This window comes from Cognatilysobacter bugurensis, assembly GCF_014652095.1.
GTDB classification, from domain to species: domain Bacteria; phylum Pseudomonadota; class Gammaproteobacteria; order Xanthomonadales; family Xanthomonadaceae; genus Cognatilysobacter; species Cognatilysobacter bugurensis.
In genome coordinates, this window is the sequence record NZ_BMYD01000002.1 from 329096 (window position 1) to 346031 (window position 16936).

At 72.8% G+C, this 16936-nt stretch carries 6 protein-coding genes; all 6 read right to left on the minus strand.

Going from position 1 to position 16936, the window contains the following annotated elements; translation table 11 throughout:
• Nucleotides 1-3 precede the first annotated feature (3 nt).
• The 6 genes from IE075_RS08645 to IE075_RS08670 are packed head-to-tail and all read right to left on the minus strand — an operon-like array spanning nucleotide 4 to nucleotide 16613.
• The gene (locus IE075_RS08645; RefSeq protein WP_189455444.1) at nucleotides 4-4077 is read right to left on the minus strand and encodes a hypothetical protein; all 4074 of its coding nucleotides are present in this window, start codon (nucleotides 4075-4077) and stop codon (nucleotides 4-6) included.
• Complete coding sequence (locus IE075_RS08650) at nucleotides 4074-8510, minus strand: hypothetical protein (protein ID WP_189455446.1); 4437 nt, start codon at nucleotides 8508-8510, stop codon at nucleotides 4074-4076. The genes IE075_RS08645 and IE075_RS08650 overlap by 4 nt, the downstream gene beginning before the upstream one ends.
• Nucleotides 8501-9331 (minus strand): hypothetical protein, encoded by an 831-nt coding sequence (locus IE075_RS08655; RefSeq protein WP_189455448.1) that lies wholly within the window; start codon nucleotides 9329-9331, stop codon nucleotides 8501-8503. Before IE075_RS08655 ends, IE075_RS08650 begins: the two co-directional genes overlap by 10 nt.
• Entirely contained in the window at nucleotides 9321-10949 is a 1629-nt protein-coding gene (locus IE075_RS08660) for a hypothetical protein (RefSeq protein ID WP_189455450.1), read from the minus strand. Before IE075_RS08660 ends, IE075_RS08655 begins: the two co-directional genes overlap by 11 nt.
• On the minus strand, nucleotides 10946-14062 hold the full coding sequence (locus tag IE075_RS08665) for a poly-gamma-glutamate biosynthesis protein PgsC/CapC (protein ID WP_189455451.1): 3117 nt from the start codon (nucleotides 14060-14062) through the stop codon (nucleotides 10946-10948). The genes IE075_RS08660 and IE075_RS08665 overlap by 4 nt, the downstream gene beginning before the upstream one ends.
• A 4-nt stretch (nucleotides 14063-14066) precedes the next feature.
• The gene (locus IE075_RS08670) at nucleotides 14067-16613 is read right to left on the minus strand and encodes a PAS domain-containing protein (RefSeq protein ID WP_229792417.1); all 2547 of its coding nucleotides are present in this window, start codon (nucleotides 16611-16613) and stop codon (nucleotides 14067-14069) included.
• Nucleotides 16614-16936: the final 323 nt, after the last annotated feature.

The following is a 16936-nucleotide window of genomic DNA, read 5'->3' on the forward strand; positions in this document are numbered from 1 at the left end:
GCCTCAGGCGCCGAGCCAGCCGCCTTTCTGCCGCTGCGTGAGCCGCTTGAGCTCGTAGGCCGCGCGGGCCGATGCGATGCGCCCGTCCACGAGATCCGCGTAGATGCGGTTTGCCTGGCGGCGCCGGCGCACCGCATCGCCCGCATCGAGCAGGCGTTCGGCGGTCTGCACGAGCCAGGCCCATGCACGGTTGGACTGCTCGGGCCGCGCGTCTCCGTATGCCGCAACGGCCTGCAGGCTCGCTTCGAGGTTGCGCTCGATGCGCGCGAGCAGGCCCTGCATCACGTCCGTCTGGCCAAGGCGGCTTTCGCGCGCGGCCGCGATCGCATTGCGCAGCGTCTCGGCTTCGAGCACGCCGAGCTCGGTTGAACCCGCAAGCGCCTGCGCCGCGGCGAGCGCGGCCTCGCTGTCCTCACCGCGCAGCGCAGCGCATTGCGCCGCATGCAGGTCCCAGGCCTGCCAGCGGTAGATGAAGTCCAGGCCCGTGCCCTTGATGTTCTGGATGCCCATCGCGCGGATGCGCAAGCCCGGCGGCGCATCGCTGAGCACGCGATGCACGAGCACGTTGCCCGGCGTGTAGTAGTCGGTGACGGGCACGATGCGCACGGAAAACAGCGACCACAGCAGGTCGTGCACGGCCGCCGCGGTCTGCGCATCGGGTGCGGCCACGCGGGCGTGCAGATCGCGCACACGGGCCGCATCGGCGCGGTCGTGTTCCCACCGGGTGCGCAGGGTTGCGGCATGCGCGGGCTGCTGCGTGTCGAGCGCGTCGAGCAACGCCTCGGGCGTTGTGAGTTGCTCGATTGCGACGCCGAGCCCGTGCGCGGCCGCGCGCAGGCGTGCGTCGGCTTGCGCGTCATCGAGCGCGACGCGCCAGCGCCGCAGCAGCGCATCGAGCATCTGCGTGTGCTCGTCGATGCCTTGCTCGGTCTCGGTCCAGTCGAACGAGGCGACGAATTCGTCGAAGGCCTCGCGGATGAACTGCTGCAGGCCGTCGAGGTTGCCGCCGATGAGGTAATGGCGATCGGCGCCGATGTCGTTGACGAGGATTGCCGCGAACACCTGCGAGCGCGCGACGCGGTCGGCGCGGTTGTTGACGACGGTAACGGTCCACGTGCCCGCGTCGATGTCGAGCCGATGCTCGGCCATGCCGGTGCGTGCCCAGTTGCTGAGGCAGCCGTGGCGCTCGTTCGCGGACATGCCGTTGATGAATTCGATGCGGCGGCCCTCGAACGTGGCTTCCGGATAGATCTTGAGCACGCCGAGATCGGGCACGACGCGGTCGGCCATCTCCTTGAGCGCGAAGTCGCGACGCAGGCCGAGCCCTTCGAACATGCGCGCGACGAGCGCAACGTTCGCGGGATGCTCCTGGTACGGGAAGCGCGCGAGGATGTCCGGCGTGAGCAGGCCGACGTCGAGCCAGTTCGTGCTCACGAAGCGCGTGTCGAGCCCGCGTGCGCGCTCGGCGAGGTAGGGCAGCATGTTTTCTTCGCTCGTGTAGAGCTCGCCGCCGCGTGGGATGAACTCGCCGATCACGAGCGGCAGGTCGACGCCGGCCGGGCCCTGGATGTCCTCGTGGTCGGGAAAGCAGTTCGTGATCGTGGAGACGTCGTCGCGCATCCAGTCGTGCTGGAGCACGCGCACGTAGCCGGGATTGAGGCCCATGCACTCCCACATCATCACGTCGGTATCGAGCGCCGCGGCGATGCGCGTGAGCCGCGCCTGCTCCCAGATCGTGGCCTTGTCGTAAGGACGGAACAGGAACATCTCGCTGAGCGGCCGGTTCGGATGGCCGAACAGGAACATCGCTTCGCAGCCGGTGGTCTTGCTGAGCACGCGCAGGCCGAGCGCGCTCATGACGCCGGCCTTGAGCCGCTCGGTGCCGGACTTGCCGCGCGTGCCCCAGCCGCCCATCACGAGCGGCAGGCGCGCACGCGCGGAGCGGAACATGCGGTTGAGCCACATGTGCTGGCCGAAGAACCACGCGGCGATCGCACCGACGAACACGAGCAGGTGCGAGAGGTTGTTCTGGTGGATCGAGTAGAAGTAATCGCGCACGTCGCCAAGCGGTGCGGCCCAGGCCGGCAGAGCCGCCGCGGCGAAGAAGCGGCGCACGCGAGGGTCGACCGGATACGGGGCGCCGTCGCGCGCGGCATGCGGCTCGAATGCGCACTGCACGCCGCACTCGCGCAGCGCATCGACGAACGCGTGCGGCGTGAATGCGCTTTCGCGCGTCCAGTTGCGCAGCGCGGCGATGTCGGCAAAGCCCACGGTCAGCCGCCACTTCGCGCGCAGGCGATCGACGAGGCGGTCGGGCACGGTGACGTGGGTGACGCCCTCGGCGGTGACGATGCGCAGCGGCTGCGTGGGCCAGTCCTGGTCGAGCGCGGATAGCACTTGGTCGAGCAGCGGCAGCCACGGCCGCCAGCCGTCTTCTTCGGCGATGTGCAGGGGCTCGCCGGGCACCTTCGTCGGCGAGACTTCGGCGACGCAGCCCGACGGCACGTGCACGAGGCCCGGGTACACGCGGCCGCGCGTGTGCGGGTAGTTCTGGCGCTTGTCGGTGGCCGGGCGGCGCGCTTCCTGGAGCATCCGCCACAGGCGCGGGCGCCAGCGCCAGTCGCGCAGCACGATGAGGCCACGGCGGCCGGCTTCGAGGTTGAAGCCGAACCCGCGCTCGGCGCGCGGCAGCAGCGCGCGTGCGGCGTCGAGCGGGTCGGCGCGCCATGAAGTCACCGTGCGCGCATGCAGGGGGAGTCGCTCGAGCCCGGCGGGGGCGTCGTGCGGCCGCAGACGCTCGCGTGCTGCCGCGGCGCGGCGGCGCATCGCGGTCGAGGGGTGTCCCGTGTGCAGCGCCGTGAGGCGCGCTTCGAGCTGCGCATGCAACGCTTCGGCGTGTTCGGGGAACTCGATGCGGACGCGCTCGAGCATGCTCGGCGCAAGGTGGATTGCCACGCGCAGCGGGAACTCGGGGCGCGATTCGTCGAGCCCTTCGATGAAGCGTGACGCGATCGGTGCGTGCAACGCCGGTTCGAGCACGAGCGAGATCGATTGCAGCAGCGCCTGGCCTGCAACGGCGGGCACGGGGTCGTCGACGAGGCGCTGCCAGAACGCGAGCGCGAGCGGGGCTGGCAGGCGCGGCAGGGCCTCGGCGACGGCCTTGCGCACAAACGGCGCCGGGTCGTCGAGCAGCTGCTCAAGTGCACTCGCGTAGTGCGGATGCGACGGCAACGCGGCGGTCAGCGCTTCCACCATGCGTCGCCGGAAGAACATCGCATCGCTGTCCTCGCGGCGGGCGAGGCGCTGCTCGGCGATGCGTTGCAGTTCATCGGGCGCGAAGCGTGCGAGCGTTTCGAGCGCTTCGCACTGCAGCCAGATCGCCTGGCTCGAATCGAGCACGGCGCGATACAGGTACTGCACGGTCGACCGCGCGAGCTGCGTCCGCGCGCGCGTGCCGAGGCCGGCGAGCGCAGTGCGCAGGCACGCGAGTGCGGACTCGCGGATGCGCGGGTCGCCGGGGAACCCGAGCAGCACGCGCAGGCTGCGTTCCAGGTCGAGCACGTCCCAGATCGGTGTGCCTGCGATGTCGGGCTGGACGGTGCACAGGTGCTGCGCGAGCGGGCCGAGGCGTTCGAGGCAGAAGCGGATGCGCCGTTCGATGCGCGCGCGCTCGCGGTCGTGGCGCTCGGCGACCGCGTCGGCATCGAGCCAGCGCTGCAGCGCCCGCCGGTCGCCGCGCAGCTGCCGCTCCGACGCGCCGAGGCTCGCGAGGAATTCGAGCATGAGCTCGTGGCGCACGCGCTCGGTCTCGGCGAGCAGCAGGCGCTCCTGGAACACGCGAAACGCGTGTGTCAGCCGGCCGTGCCGCGCGGCGAGCGTTTCGAGCTGCTCGCGCAGGTAGCGCGCGAGTTCGAGTTGCTCCCAGACGGCCGCGTCGTCCTCGCGCGACGGCAGGCGCGCGCCGGGCCAGGCGATGAACTCGCGCACGACCGCATTACGTTCGCGCATGTCGAGCTTGCGCCACATCGCGAGAATGTTGCGATCGAGCAGGGCGGCGATGCGGGCGGCGCGGGTCACGGCAGCGGGTCCGGTGGAACGAGCGGGGCGACGAGATCGGTTTCGACGATGTTGCGCAGGAACAGTTCGCTCGGCCACCAGTCCGACAGGCCACGGCCGTCGTGGTCGAACCATTCGACCGTGAGACCCACCTGCGTGTCACGCGTGGCGGTGTCGTAGCCGCCCGCGAGGCGCAGGCGCCAGCCGGTATCGTGGCCGAGGAACAGCCGGCCGAGCGCGAGTTCGACGCGGTTGCGGGTGTCGGCCTGCGCACGCCGCGCGTCGCGCAGGTAGTGGCGTACGTCGAGACCGGCCGAAGCGGTCCAGCCGCGGCGCGTCCAGCGCCATGCGACGCCCGCGCCGGCCTGGTCGAGGCCGAAGTCCGACAGCGGGTTGCTGATGGCCTGCGCGTCGAACACGAGCTCGCTGTCGTAACGCGCGCGCCAAGCGACACGCACGCCGAGGTCGAGCGCGCTGCGGTGGCGATCGCGATAGCGCGAGTAGACGTCGTTGTCGAGGCGCGCCGTCTGGCTGCGCGGCACGTTGCGCAGTGACAGGTCGCGCGCGCGAACCCCGAGCGACCACTCGTCGCGCCAGCGCTCGTCGCGGCGGCGGCTCCACTCGATTGCAGCGCGCAGGTTGATCGAGCGCGCCGGCGAATCGAGGCCGACCGGCGCGCGCTGCTGCCAGACCGAGGCATCGAGCGACGCGCCCCAGGGGCCATCGTCCTGCCGCCATTGCAGGTCGTGCTCGAGGCCGATGACGCCGAAGTCGAGATCGTGACGGCGTCCGACCGCATCGAGTCGGCCCCAGAGGTTTTGGTCGGCGATGCGGTAGCGGTACCGCCAGCGCAATTCGCCAAAGCGCTCGCGGCGCGCGTCGGGGTTGTCCGCGTCGGTGCGCTGAACGACCGAGGCAAGCACGCCCCAGGTGCCGTCCTCACCGCCCGAGGCCGGCCAAGCGTCGGGCCACGGCGGTGCAGGCGCGGGCACGAGCGGGGCGGTGCGCAGCGCGGGCGCGGCCGAGGCGGTTGCCGTCTCTGCAGGCGCCGGCGTGCGCGGCGGCGCGGGATCGACGTGGAGTGCGGTTACGCGCAGCGCAGCGCCGGGCAGCTGTTGCGGCTGCAGGCGCACCGTGCCGGCCTGCGCCACCCACTGCGTGCGCACGGCGGAGCTGCGGCCGTTCCATTCGACGATTCGCAGCACGGTGGGCTCCGTGAGGGCGACCTCGACGGGCCCGCGGTGATAGCGCAGGGGGCGCCGCGGGTCGATCACGCGGCCGGCCGCGTCGGCGACCGTGAGGTCGACGAACGTGCCTGGCAGCGCATCCCCGACGCGCACGCGCAGCGCGCCGTTCTGGTCGGCGCGGACGGCGAGCGCTGCGGCCTCGCCTGCCTGCAACCGGCGCGGGGCGGCGTCGGCCGCGCGCACTTCGACGGCGTCGTCGAGCGCGGCGCGCAACTGCAGGGTGAGCTGCACCGGCTGGTGAGGCTGCAGACCGTCGAGCACCCAACCCTGGCCGGGGCGCAGCACGAAGCGCGCGTCGTCGGTGGCGCCGGCCCACTGCTCGCGGCGCGCGATCAGCGGGTTCGACGAGCGGCCGTCGGCGACCTCGCGCGAGACCGCGCCGCCGTGCGCGACCGGCGTGAGCCGCCGCCATGTGAGGTGGCGATCGAGCTCGGCGAACACGCCCGGCGCGGCCGGCGCATCGGCCGCGTCGCCGCGCAGCGCGATCGCGCGCGCTGCTGTGGCCTGCGCCGCGTCGAGCCGGCCCGATTCGATTGTCTGCAGCGCCTGCAACGCGGCCTGCGTGGCCGTGCGCGGGGCGTCGGGTGCGGTTGGATCGAGCACGGGCGCATCGGGCGCGGGCGCGACGGGGGTGGGGTTCGATGCCGCATTTGTCTGAGCAGGCGCGCCGATCCGCGCGATCGGCAGTGGCGCCGCGGTGCGGTCGACGGTGCAGCGATCGGCGACGTCGACGCGCACGGGGCGCACGCCGGCGTCGACCGGGGCGGCGACGAACACGCCGGCGCCTGCAGCGACCAGCGCTTCGACACGTGCGATCACGCCGCCGACCTCGCTCGACACTTCGAGCGCCTGTCCCGCTGCCGCAACGTCGAACGCGATGCGCACGCCGAGGCTCGGCGCGGCGTCGCCGGCCAGATCCCGCAGCGCCGTGGCCTCGGCGTCGGCCGCGGGCAGGCGCACGGACCACGTGCGTCCGCCGCTTCGCAGCTGCGCCCACTGCGGCGCCGGCGCGAGCGAGCGCAGTTCGAGCGTGTGGGGGCCGGGGCGCTCCAAGACCCAGCGTGCGGGGCGGCCGTCGGCGCGCGCGTAGGCGAGCTCGGTGTCGCGCTCGCTGCGCAGCCGGGCGATGCCGGCCGAACTCGTCGCTGGGATCGCGCCGGACGCATTCGGTCCCGCCGCATCGGCGGCGAGCTCAGACGTGCCCGCCGCGCGCCGCGCGAACGCGGCTGCTTCGAACTCGCCTTCGGCCTCAAGCGCGGATGCCAGCGACTGCCAGTGCACAGCCTCCGCACCCGGTGCAGCGCGCTGCACCGCCCATGCGTGGAAGCCGGTGAGCATCTCGCCCTGTCCGGTCCGCTCCGCCCACTGCTTGAGTGCGGCCACGACCCGCGCGTCATCGGGCGCGGTCGCGGCGACCTGCAACACGGCACAGCGTGCGAGCACGGGGTCGACCGACTGCGCGTGTGCGAACACATCGAGCGCGCGGGTCGGGTCGGAGCCATAGGCGGCCTGCACACACGGTTCGTCGGCAAAGCGGCGTCGGCGTGCATCGAGCAGGCGGCGCGCGGCCTCGAGTGAACGCGTGGCGCCTAGGGCATCGTGCTGGTCGGCGGCCTGCAGCAACGGTGCATCGAGCAGCGCATCGCGGACTTGCGCGGGCGTGATCGCGGCGCTGTCGAGCGTGGCGTCGGCCAGAGCCCGCGTGGCCGGCACGCGCTGGTCGACCGCGACCCAGACGCCGACATCGCCGGTGTTTTCCAGCGTCAGCGGCGCGGCGAGCGGGGCATGCGGCAGCACCGACTGCGACGCGTCGACGATCGGCGCAGATGCAGGCGACGCGTCTTCATCCCCGGCATTGGCGTCGATTGCGGCGCCAGCCGGTGCGAGCGCAAGCAGGGCATCGGCGCTGGCGGGCGCGTGCTCGAGCGCTGCGATCGCTGCTGCGTCGAGCCGCAGTGTCTGCACGGCGCCGCCCGGCTGCGAGAGCTGCAGGCGCGCATCGGCCGGCGAAGCCGGATGCGCAACGCTCAGGCGCAGCAGCCCGGCACCGGCCCGGCCGGCATCGAGGCGCCAGCGCGCGCCCGGTGCAAGCCAGTGGAATGCGAGCGGCCCTGGGCCCGGCGTCGAGGCCGTCGGCCGGTTGCTCTCGAACGTTTCGCGACGGCTTCGATCGGGAAAACGCGGGCGCAGCAGGCGCGTGTGCAATGCGGCGCCGTCGGCCGGCTGCACGGCGACCGCGCGGTAGTACGAATAGCGGCCGAGGAACGTCTGCGCACGCGGGTCCGGATAGGCGGCGACCGCGCGCTCGAACGCGGCCTGCAGCGGTTCGCCCGGACGCTGGATGAGGCGGTCGAGATGCGGGTCGGCATCGACGCCGAGCGCCTCGACCGGCGCGCCCGGCAGCGGCGCGAGCAGTTTGAGCCAGGTGCCGGGCTCGCCGAACACGCGCAGCTCGCGCGTCTGCGCGGGCACCGCGATGCGCAGCCGGCCGGCGAGGTCGAGCACCTGCGCGCAGCCGTCGGTCACGTGCAGGCGCTCGCGCTGCGCGGGAGCCGGCGCGCGGCCTTCAAAAATCGTGCGGCCGTCGGCCTCGATGCGCAGCCAGCTCGCGTCCGGCGGCAGCAGGCGCGGGACCTGCGCGCGCCACAGGTCGACGCGCAGGTCGCGGCGGCCGTTAATGCGGTAGACCGCCGGCTCCGTGCCGGTCAGCTCGAGCACGCGGTCGCGGCGGTCGGCGCGCGTACGCACCGCTCGCCGCGCCGTCGGCGCAATCGGTACGAGCCAGGGATCGGCACCGCCGCGCGCACCGTCGATGCGCGTGTGCAGTTCCACGCGCGCCTCGTCAGCGGCGTCGAGCACGAGCCAGCGCGGGCCGGGCTCGGCCGTGTCGATGGTGAAGCGGTCCGGCCCGGCCGGCTGCAACGGCCGCTGCACGAACAGGGCGCCGCCTGCGCTCGACCACACCTGCGGCGCAGGGCCGGCATGCAGGCGCAGGTCGACGAAGCGGCTGCCATCGACCGGCACCAGCGCGGCCGGATGCGGTGCGACTTCCAGCACATGGCGCTTGCGCTCGAGCGCCCGGTCGACGTCGCCGACGATCGCAGTCTCGACGTTCTCGCGGCGCGGCAGGGTCTGCGCGTGCGCGAGCTGCGCGCCGACGAGCAGCGCGCCGACGATCGCGCATAGCCGGCGCCGCGTTACAGGCATGCCGCGAAGGCCTCCACGCGCTGCGGATCGCGGACGAGTTCGTCGCGCAGGCGGCGGCCGAGTTCGAGATGCACGAATCGACCGGCACTGCGCTCGGCGATCGCGCGGCGCACGGCGTTGCGCGTACCGCCCGGGTAGGGCGCCTGCTCGGGGAACACGCGCGCATTGAAACCGGCCGTGCGCAGACAGCCAGCGAGCGCGCGCAGCGCAGGATCGGGGCGCTCGGTGCCGTTGCTGATCACGACGGAATCGGGCGAGAGCGCATGCTTGCGTGCCGTTGCTTCGCCGTAGCCGTGCAGCTGCACGATCGCGGTGCCCGGTTCGCGCGCGACCGCTTCGATCGCGAGCAACGAGAACGGCGCGCCGGCCGCGTTCGCCTGGTCGGCACCCGGCAGTCGCCGATGCGCGGTGCTGAGCGCGAGCACGCGTGCGCGGCGGGCGCGGTAGACGGACAGCGCGATCTCCCCGGTCAGCAGATCGCTGTCGACATGCGGGGCCTGGATGACCAGGGCCGCGGCGGGGCCGGTGCGGAACACATAGGCGCCCCAGCCGCGCGCCACGGGCGCAGCCTCGCGCACCGCCGTGCCCTCGTCGAAGCTGCGTGACTCGTAGCCGAGCGCGGCCCAATGCGCGCGTGCGTCGTCGCGCAACGCCGCGTCGAACGCCGCCGCGAGCGCGGTCGTGTCGGCCGCGGCGGGCGGGCGGTAGCTCTCGCTGCGGCGTTCGCCGAGCCAGTCGGCAAGCGGGTCGCGCGTGTGGGTGCAGGCGGCCATCAGGCAGATCGTCATCAGCAGCAGCGTGAGTCTGAGGTCAATCCGCATCGTCACTGCGCTCCGTGTCGTCACTGCGCTCGGGTCGCAGCCGCAGGCGCGGACGTTGCGGAGTCACGTCCCGGTCGCGCGAGCCTTCGATCGTCGCGCGTCGCGTGATCCCACGACCGCCGCGTGCAGTGACGGCCTTCGTCTGCCCAAGGCGTGGTTGCTCGATGAGCACCACGCCCTGGTACAGCCGGCTGCGCGCGTCGAGCTCGGGCAGGAAGGAATACCACCGACGCGCCGGACCCGGCCGGGCGGTGCGATCGGCGCGCGCCACGGTTGTGAACATCGATGCGAGCACCGGGCGGTCGGACGCGAGTTCGATGCCGCGCGCGGCCGCCGGCGGCTGCAGGTCCACCTGCACCGGCACCGCGGCGGCGCGGTCGGGGTTTGCGCCCTCGCGGTCGTGCCGCGACGCACGCCACGGCACTGCGATGTCGCGCACTGCAAGCGGCCGCCCCGCGGAGTCGACAAAGCGCAGCTGCGCCTGCGCCGTGTCGCCGGGCTGCTCGGCACGCACGCGCAGCCGCACGGGCGGCGGTGCATCGCCGAGCGGGAACAGGCGGTAGCGCAGCGTGCGCGTCGACGAGGCGCGGTGCGTGCGCGGGCGCAGTCCCATCGGAATCAACGAATCGCCGCTCGCGGCTTCGCGCACTTCGACGCTGCCGGCCGCTGCGGTGCGCAGTTCGTAGACGCCTGCGGGCCAGGTGCCTTGCCAGTGCCCATCCGGCACGGCGAGCGGCGTGGCCGCACCGCGCCGCCACACCGCCACCGGCAGCGGGGCGCCGGTTGGCGCGCGCGCGTCGATCACGACCTCGAGCGGCTGTTCGAGCTCGACGCCGACCGGCATCGCCGGTGCGATCGCAAGCGCGTTGTAGCGCGGCGCATAGCGGCGCGGCGCCGTCTGCTCGACGCGACGCAGCACCCGCCGCGCGACGAAGTCCTCGCCCGGCTGCCCGAGCGGGCCGATGCGCTGGCGTCGATGACGCACGAGGTCGTACTTGGTGCTGGGGTCGACGAGGCCGGGCGGCGTGATCCAGTCCGAGAGCAGCCGCTCGCGCGCGTCGTCACCGAGCCGCCGCCAGCGCAGGCGCGCCTGCGCATCCGACAGGCGCTGGTCGATCGCGCCGCGCCACAGCACCGACTGCACGCCTTCACCCGCATCGACCGTGCGCACCGACACCGAGCGCACGTCGGGTCGGCGCGTGAGGTCGATCCACTCGCTCGGCAGGATCCACACCGCCTGCTCGCTGCGCCCGTCGAGCAGGCCGTACGCGCGCACGTGCTGCACCGCCGGCAACAGCAGGTAGCGTGACCAGCGGTCGACCGCACTGCCGTCCGCGCGGTGCAGCGTGATCTCCACGGTGAGCGGCAGTCCGCGCAGGCGGGCATCGCGCGTGGCGACGACGAAGCCCTGCAGCGCGAACCACCCCTGGTGCGTGGACGTGTTGAATGCGAGCGGTCGATCGGGCGCGGCCTCGAACAGCACGCGCTCGTCGAGCCCGGCATTGCGCGCGGGCGCGAGATTGCGCCAGCCCTCCCACTGCCGCCACACCGCGGTGGCCACTGCGAGCAGCGCGACGAGGCCGATCAGTGCGAGCAGCCCGTAGCCGAGGCGTCTCACTGCGCGGCCCCGGCCTGCAGCCACGCGCCGCCGACGGCGACGAACGCCGCGCGCTCGTCCGGCTGGCGTGCATCGCGCACGCCGCTTGCGCCCGCTTCGAGCGCGCGCAGCGCGGTCATGCGTCCGCCGTCGGCGTCGATGCGCAGATAGGCGCGGCCGGTCGAGGGATCGAGCAGGCGGCGCATCGCGATCCCCTGCGCACGCGCGGAGGCCAGTGCCGCGATGTTCTGGGTCTGCACGTAGGCGTCGACGAGCGCGCGCACCGCGGGCGCCGGCGGCGGACCGAACGCGGCGTCGTCGATCAGCGTCGCGATGTCGACGCGCTCGGTCGGAATGCCCACTGCGTCGAAGCGCGCGACGTCCGGGTCATCAAGCAAAGGATCGCGGTACGCGCGGCGGGCCTGCGCGGACACGCCGACGATGACGAAGCGCGGCCCCCCGAGCTGGCGCGTGAACGTGGCCTGCGCGTCGGCGCCGGTGTCGCGGCGGCGCGCGAGCTCGCCGCTGCCCGCGAGCGCGACGGTGTCGGAGTCGCCGCGCAGCGCCTCGACCAACTGCGCCACGCGCACGGACTGCTCGGTGCCGGCAGGCTTGCCGACGAACGAGGCGACGACGTCGGGCGCGGTGCGTACATCGCGTTCCTGGCGGCCGCGCACCTGCAGCGCCCAGGCGTCGGGCCCCATCGCGGCGATCAGCGCCTGGTGCGCGAGGTTGAACACCGTGCGCGGATTGGCCGGGTCGAGCACGTCGCCACGCCCGTCGGGGCGCACCGCGAAATGCGCGCCGGAGATCAGCAGCGCCCGCGCGTCGAGCCGCGTGAACAGGCGGGTGCCGTACTCGAACGTCTGCCGCTCCGCGAGCGGGCGCGGGATTTCGACCGCGTACGGCGCTGCCTCGCCGAGCCGCAGCACGTAGGTGCCCCACTGGCGCCGGCCGCCTTCGACCTCGCTGAGAATCAGGTGCTCCTCGCCGCTGCCGACGTGCCGGTGCAGCACGATGCGGTAACCGACCGTGCCGGCCGCGGAGTTCACCGCGCGCAGCGCGTCGAGGTCGCGCCGCTGCGTCCAGTCGCGAGCGAGCGCATACAGCGGGTCGAGCACTTCCGACTGCAGGTAGAGCAGGTCGCCGAGCGACGGCGGGACATAGCGCTGGCTCCCCGCGCCCGCGATCGCCTCGCGACGCTCGATGAGCCAGGCGTAGAGATACCCGTCGACCTGCTGCTGCTCGGCAATGACGCGCACGTCGGCGGGGCCGAGCGTACGTGCGATCAGGCGCAGCCGCGCCGTGCGGTCGAGCAGCAACTCCGCGAAGGGCGCAGCGGTCGAATCGCGCAGCGGATTCAGCGCCGGCCGGCGGCCGAACTGCGTGTCGAGCGGGCCGATCAGACCGGTCAATCCGTCGAGGTCGAGGCCCGGAGGCACCGCACGTTGGACCCACAACTGGGAGGGCCGCTCGACCCCCGACGGCGTGGCGAGGCCGCGCACATGCAGCACGCCGGCCTCGGACGCGAGTGCATGCGCCCTCGCGAACGGCAGATCGGGATTGCGCAGCGAATGGCTGCGCCCCTCGGGCAGTCGCTCCCGGCGTGTGCCCGCCGCGAGGAACGCGGCGTGCCCTCGCACGTGTGCCAGGTGCACCGCCGCTTCGAACGTGCCGGGCTCGTCGAGCGGCATCGGCGCGGCCACGGTCAACGAGGTGCGCGGGCGCAGGTTGATCGCGTACAGGCCCGAGCCGCGCGCGGTGTCGCGGTCGCGCACGACGATCCAGTCGCCGCTGCGGACAACGCTGAAGCCGGCTGCGGCGAGCGCGCTGCGCGCCGCATCGAGGCGCTGCGGCAGCGGATTGCGGACATAGGCGAGCAGTGCGCGGATGCCGTCGCCGAACCCGCGCAGCTCGGCCTGCGTGTACACGAGCGGCGCGCCCGCACCTTCGGCGCGGTACAGCGCGCGCTTGTACTGCGCGAGCAGCGTCGGCAGCGGCGCATTGGACGGTGCTTCGAGCGCCGCTGCAGGCGCCGCATCGACCGCGCGGCCGCCGCCGGGCCATGCGATCGCGAGCAGATAGCCCACCGCGCTGGCCGCGACCAAGCCCATCAGCGAGGTCTGCACCGTCGTGCGCGTGATCTGCCAGCTGATCTGCTTTTGGTGCATCTTCACCGCGAGCAGCGTCGACAGCAGGTAGCCGAACGCGAAGTAGTCCGACGCCTTCACCGACGGCGCGGTCCACGTGAGCACGTAGCCGAGCGCGAGCTTGTAGAGATAGCCGACGGTGAAGAACAGCAGCAGCAGCCGCGAGCCTTCCATGTTCATGCGCCGGAACATCGGCAGTTGCAGCGCGACGCGGCCGAGGCCGAAGATCAGCGCGGCCTCGAACAGCGAGATCAGCAGCTTGGTCGGCTGGAACCACTGCAGCGCGAGCAGTGCCGGAATCAGGATCCCGCTGAACTCCCAGCCGTAGTGCAGGTTCATGCGCGAGGCGATGAACGCCGTCGTGAGCAGGATCAGGTAGGCCTTCGGACTCGCCAGGATGTCCGACGCGATGCCCTCATACAGAAAGCCCAGGCTTGCGACATCGAAGTTCGTGAACGGGATCAGCACGCCGCGCACGATCACGTAGGTGAGTCCGACGTAGAGCACGAACGTGCCCGCGCCGCGCGCCATGCCCGCGTTCCACATCTGGTTCGCGGTCAGCGCGATGATGACCAGGCCGAAGCTGTAGAGGTTGTTGTGGTAGTCGAGCACGTAGCCCTGCGCGGTCAGCCACTGGCCGAGCGCGGGCAGCAGCCAGCCGTCACTGACGGTGCGCACGAACACGCTGACGAGCAGCAGCGCGAAGAACCGGTCGCGACCGAACATCGCACTGCTGCCGGTGCGCCGCATGAGCACGTCGGCCACCAGCCGCGCGAGCAGGTAAGTGACGATCGCCTCGCCCCAGATCACGAACGCGCTCGCCGGCTTGATCAGCAACAGCGGCACGAGGTAGCCCGGCACCACGAGCCCGGCCATCGTGGTGCCGAAGCGCAGGTTGAGCACCGTGATCACGCACAGGCCGACCCACACCGTCGTGATGACGGAGCTGTCGAGCGCCTGCGCGGGAAACAGCGGCAGGACCATCGGATCAGCGCGCCCGCGGCAGCGTGAGCTGCACGGTGTAGCCCTTGCCGAGTTCCGGCGCGAGCTCGAAGCCGATCTCCGGGTCCAGCGCGGTCGCCGCGTGGGCCAGTCGCTCGAGCGGCGAGTCGTCGACGGCGGCCGCGCCGCTGCGCGCGGCGCGCATCATCTCGTCGATGTGCCACTCGGGCATGCCGTAGCCGTCGTTCGTGAGGCGCACGCGGACGCGCTCTCCGTCGACCTCGCAATCGATCGAGAGGATCGAGCCCGGCGCGGCGTCGTCCACGAGCAGCGCCATCGCTTCGCCGAGCGCGCGCGTGAGCGGCGCCTCGACGGCGGTGACCGGTGGCGCCGCGTGCTCGGGCAGGCGGATCTCGATGCGCTTGTCGTTGGCGGCCAGCGCCGCGGCATGCCGCAGCCGCTGCAGCAGCTCGTGCAGCTCGAGCGGGGCCAGGGTGCCGTCGCCGTTGCCGGTGGATTCGGCCTGCTGCAGCATGCGCCGCGCGTCGCTGAGCCCGCGTTCGAGCAGGTCGGTGATGCGCTCGCGCGGCGCGTCCGGACACGAGGTGTCGTCGAGCAAACGCGACACGCCGTCGAGCACCGCCCACGAGCGCTGCGCATATTGCGTAGCCGCGTCGCCGAGCCGCAGCGCGGCCTCGGCGCTGCGTACGTCAGGCGTGATCTCCACGGCCATGCCGAGCAGGTCGAACGGCGTGATCGCGCTGTCGCCGGTCTTCGGTGTGCGACGCAGGATCGGCCTCAGCGCAAACGCGTGGCCGGCCGGCACGTCCTCGCCCTGCAACGGCAACGTGGCCTGGCGGGCGCTGAGCACGGTGCGCCGCAGCACTTCTTTGGACTCGGCCGGTGACAGGCCGCACAGCTGCTCGAGCATGTTCGGCACCGACATCGCGAGCAGCGGCTGCCCCGTCCGCGCCGCGAGTTCCTCGAACGCCGGGTTCGCGAACTGCACGCGGCCGAGCAGGTCGGTCACTGCAATCGGATGCCCGACCGCCGCGAACACATCGCGGTACGCGGCAAGCTGCTCTCGCGCCTGCATCGCACCGTCGAGCAGGCGCGTGCGCAGCCGGGCGAACGTCGGCCAGCGCCCGGTGCCGCCGGTCGGGGCCTGCACACTGCCCGCGCGTAGCACCATCTTCGCGACCTCGTTCGCATACCGGCCGGCTTCGAGCGCGAGCCCGTCGAGCCGCGCCGGCGTTGTGTCGGGCACCGTGAACGCCCAGAACCCCACGAGCTGGTCGGCCGCGATCAGCGGCGCGATGAAGTCCACGCCGCCGTCGAGCGCGGGCAAGAACGGGCGCGACGGCGCGGTCGGCAGTTCCCGCACGAGGGCATCCGAATACGGCGCGCGGCGGTAATCACGCCGCTTTTCAATGATGTCGGCCGGCGTGCAGCCCGCCGAGACGACCGGGCGCATGTGCGTCGCGCCGGGCGGCAGCTCGAGCATCATGCTGCGCCGCAGCTCGAAGAACTGGGTCACGAAGCGGTTGACCTGTTCCCAGGCAAGGTCGGTCTGCTGATCAAAGCCCTGGCTCAGCGGCTGCTGCACGAGGCCGGTGAGCCGGTGATCGAGATCGACGAGCGTCGCCGCGAGCGCGCGGCTGCGGCGCAGCACGAGGTGGAGCGCGAACGCGGCGATCGCGACGAGCGCCGCGCCGACCGGCACGAACCGCTGCGCGAGATGCAGCGCTGCCGCCGCGCCGCCGAGCACCGGCAGCGCCGCGACCGCGGTCGCGACGAGCGCGGTGCGATAACGCGCGCGCTGCAGCGCCAGTTGCAGCACGAGGACTGTCAGCACGGCGACGAGCAGCCCCGTCCACGCAGGCGCCCACACGATCGCGCGGCTGCGCAGCAGCGAGTCCACCGCGAATGCCTGCAGCGCCGCAGGCTCGAGCGGGCCGTCGGCCCCGTGCAGCGGCGTCACATAGACGCGCGCCTCCGGCCCCGGCGCGAGCAGGGCCACGCGACCGTCGATGGCCGCGCGCAATGCGCCCGGCGACAGCGCCGCGGCATCGCTCACGCGTGGGATCGACGTCGCAGTCGCCGCCGAAAAATCGGGCGCGATCCGGGCCGCCTGCGGCACCGTTGCACCGGCGGCGGCCGCGGCCTCCACGAACGGACAGGGTGCGCCTTCCGCGTCATGGACGGTGAGGCTGCGCACGACGCCGGCGGATACGTCTGGCGCGCAGTCGCCCGATAGCGGCGGTGACAACGGGACCACGGCGCGTGCGCCTTCCGCGCGCAGGCGTGTCGACAATGCCTCGCTCGCCGTTCCGGAGCCCTGATACACGAGCGCGACCGCCGACGGCGACGGCCCGGCGGCCAGCCGCACGAGCAGGTCGAACAGCCGACCTTCCAGCGGCGCGAGCATGCCCGTCACCGACGCGAGCGCAAGCAACGCCCAGAACACCACCGGCGTGATGAGTTCGCGGGGCGCCGGCAGGCGGCGTTTCAGGGTTCGCCAATGGCGGAGGGCAGACGACGGTGCGGCGCTCATTCCAAGCATCGGCGACAGACGCCCGTAAGGGTAGAGCATGGGCGTGCGAGGCCGGTGCACGGCCGCGCGCCGCCAAGCGGCGGGGTGCGCACCGTGCTTCGACCGCCTGCGCCACGCGGCCGGACGACAGGCGCGGCCGAGCCACCGGGCAGGCGGCCCGGGTCCACACACCATCGGCCACTGACGCTCGGGCTTGAGCGTCATGTTGCGCGTCCCGAGGCGGCAGGCCGGCTGCAGGGCCGCGCTAAAGCGGCGGGGTGTCGCCGCGGCCTGCATTGGCGTGGGCCGCGTCAGCGCGGCGCGCCGTCGTTACCGCGTGGGTAGGTCGCCGCCGCACGTCGGCATGCAGCCTTGTGGTCTTG

Excerpts from the sequence above, each read along its gene's own strand:
- IE075_RS08655 (WP_189455448.1), bottom strand. The coding sequence starts at position 9,331 with ATGCGGATTGACCTCAGACTCACGCTGCTGCTGATGACGATCTGCCTG.
- IE075_RS08670 (WP_229792417.1), bottom strand. The coding sequence starts at position 16,613 with ATGCTCTACCCTTACGGGCGTCTGTCGCCGATGCTTGGAATGAGCGCC.
- IE075_RS08650 (WP_189455446.1), bottom strand. The coding sequence starts at position 8,510 with ATGCCTGTAACGCGGCGCCGGCTATGCGCGATCGTCGGCGCGCTGCTC.
- IE075_RS08665 (WP_189455451.1), bottom strand. The coding sequence starts at position 14,062 with ATGGTCCTGCCGCTGTTTCCCGCGCAGGCGCTCGACAGCTCCGTCATC.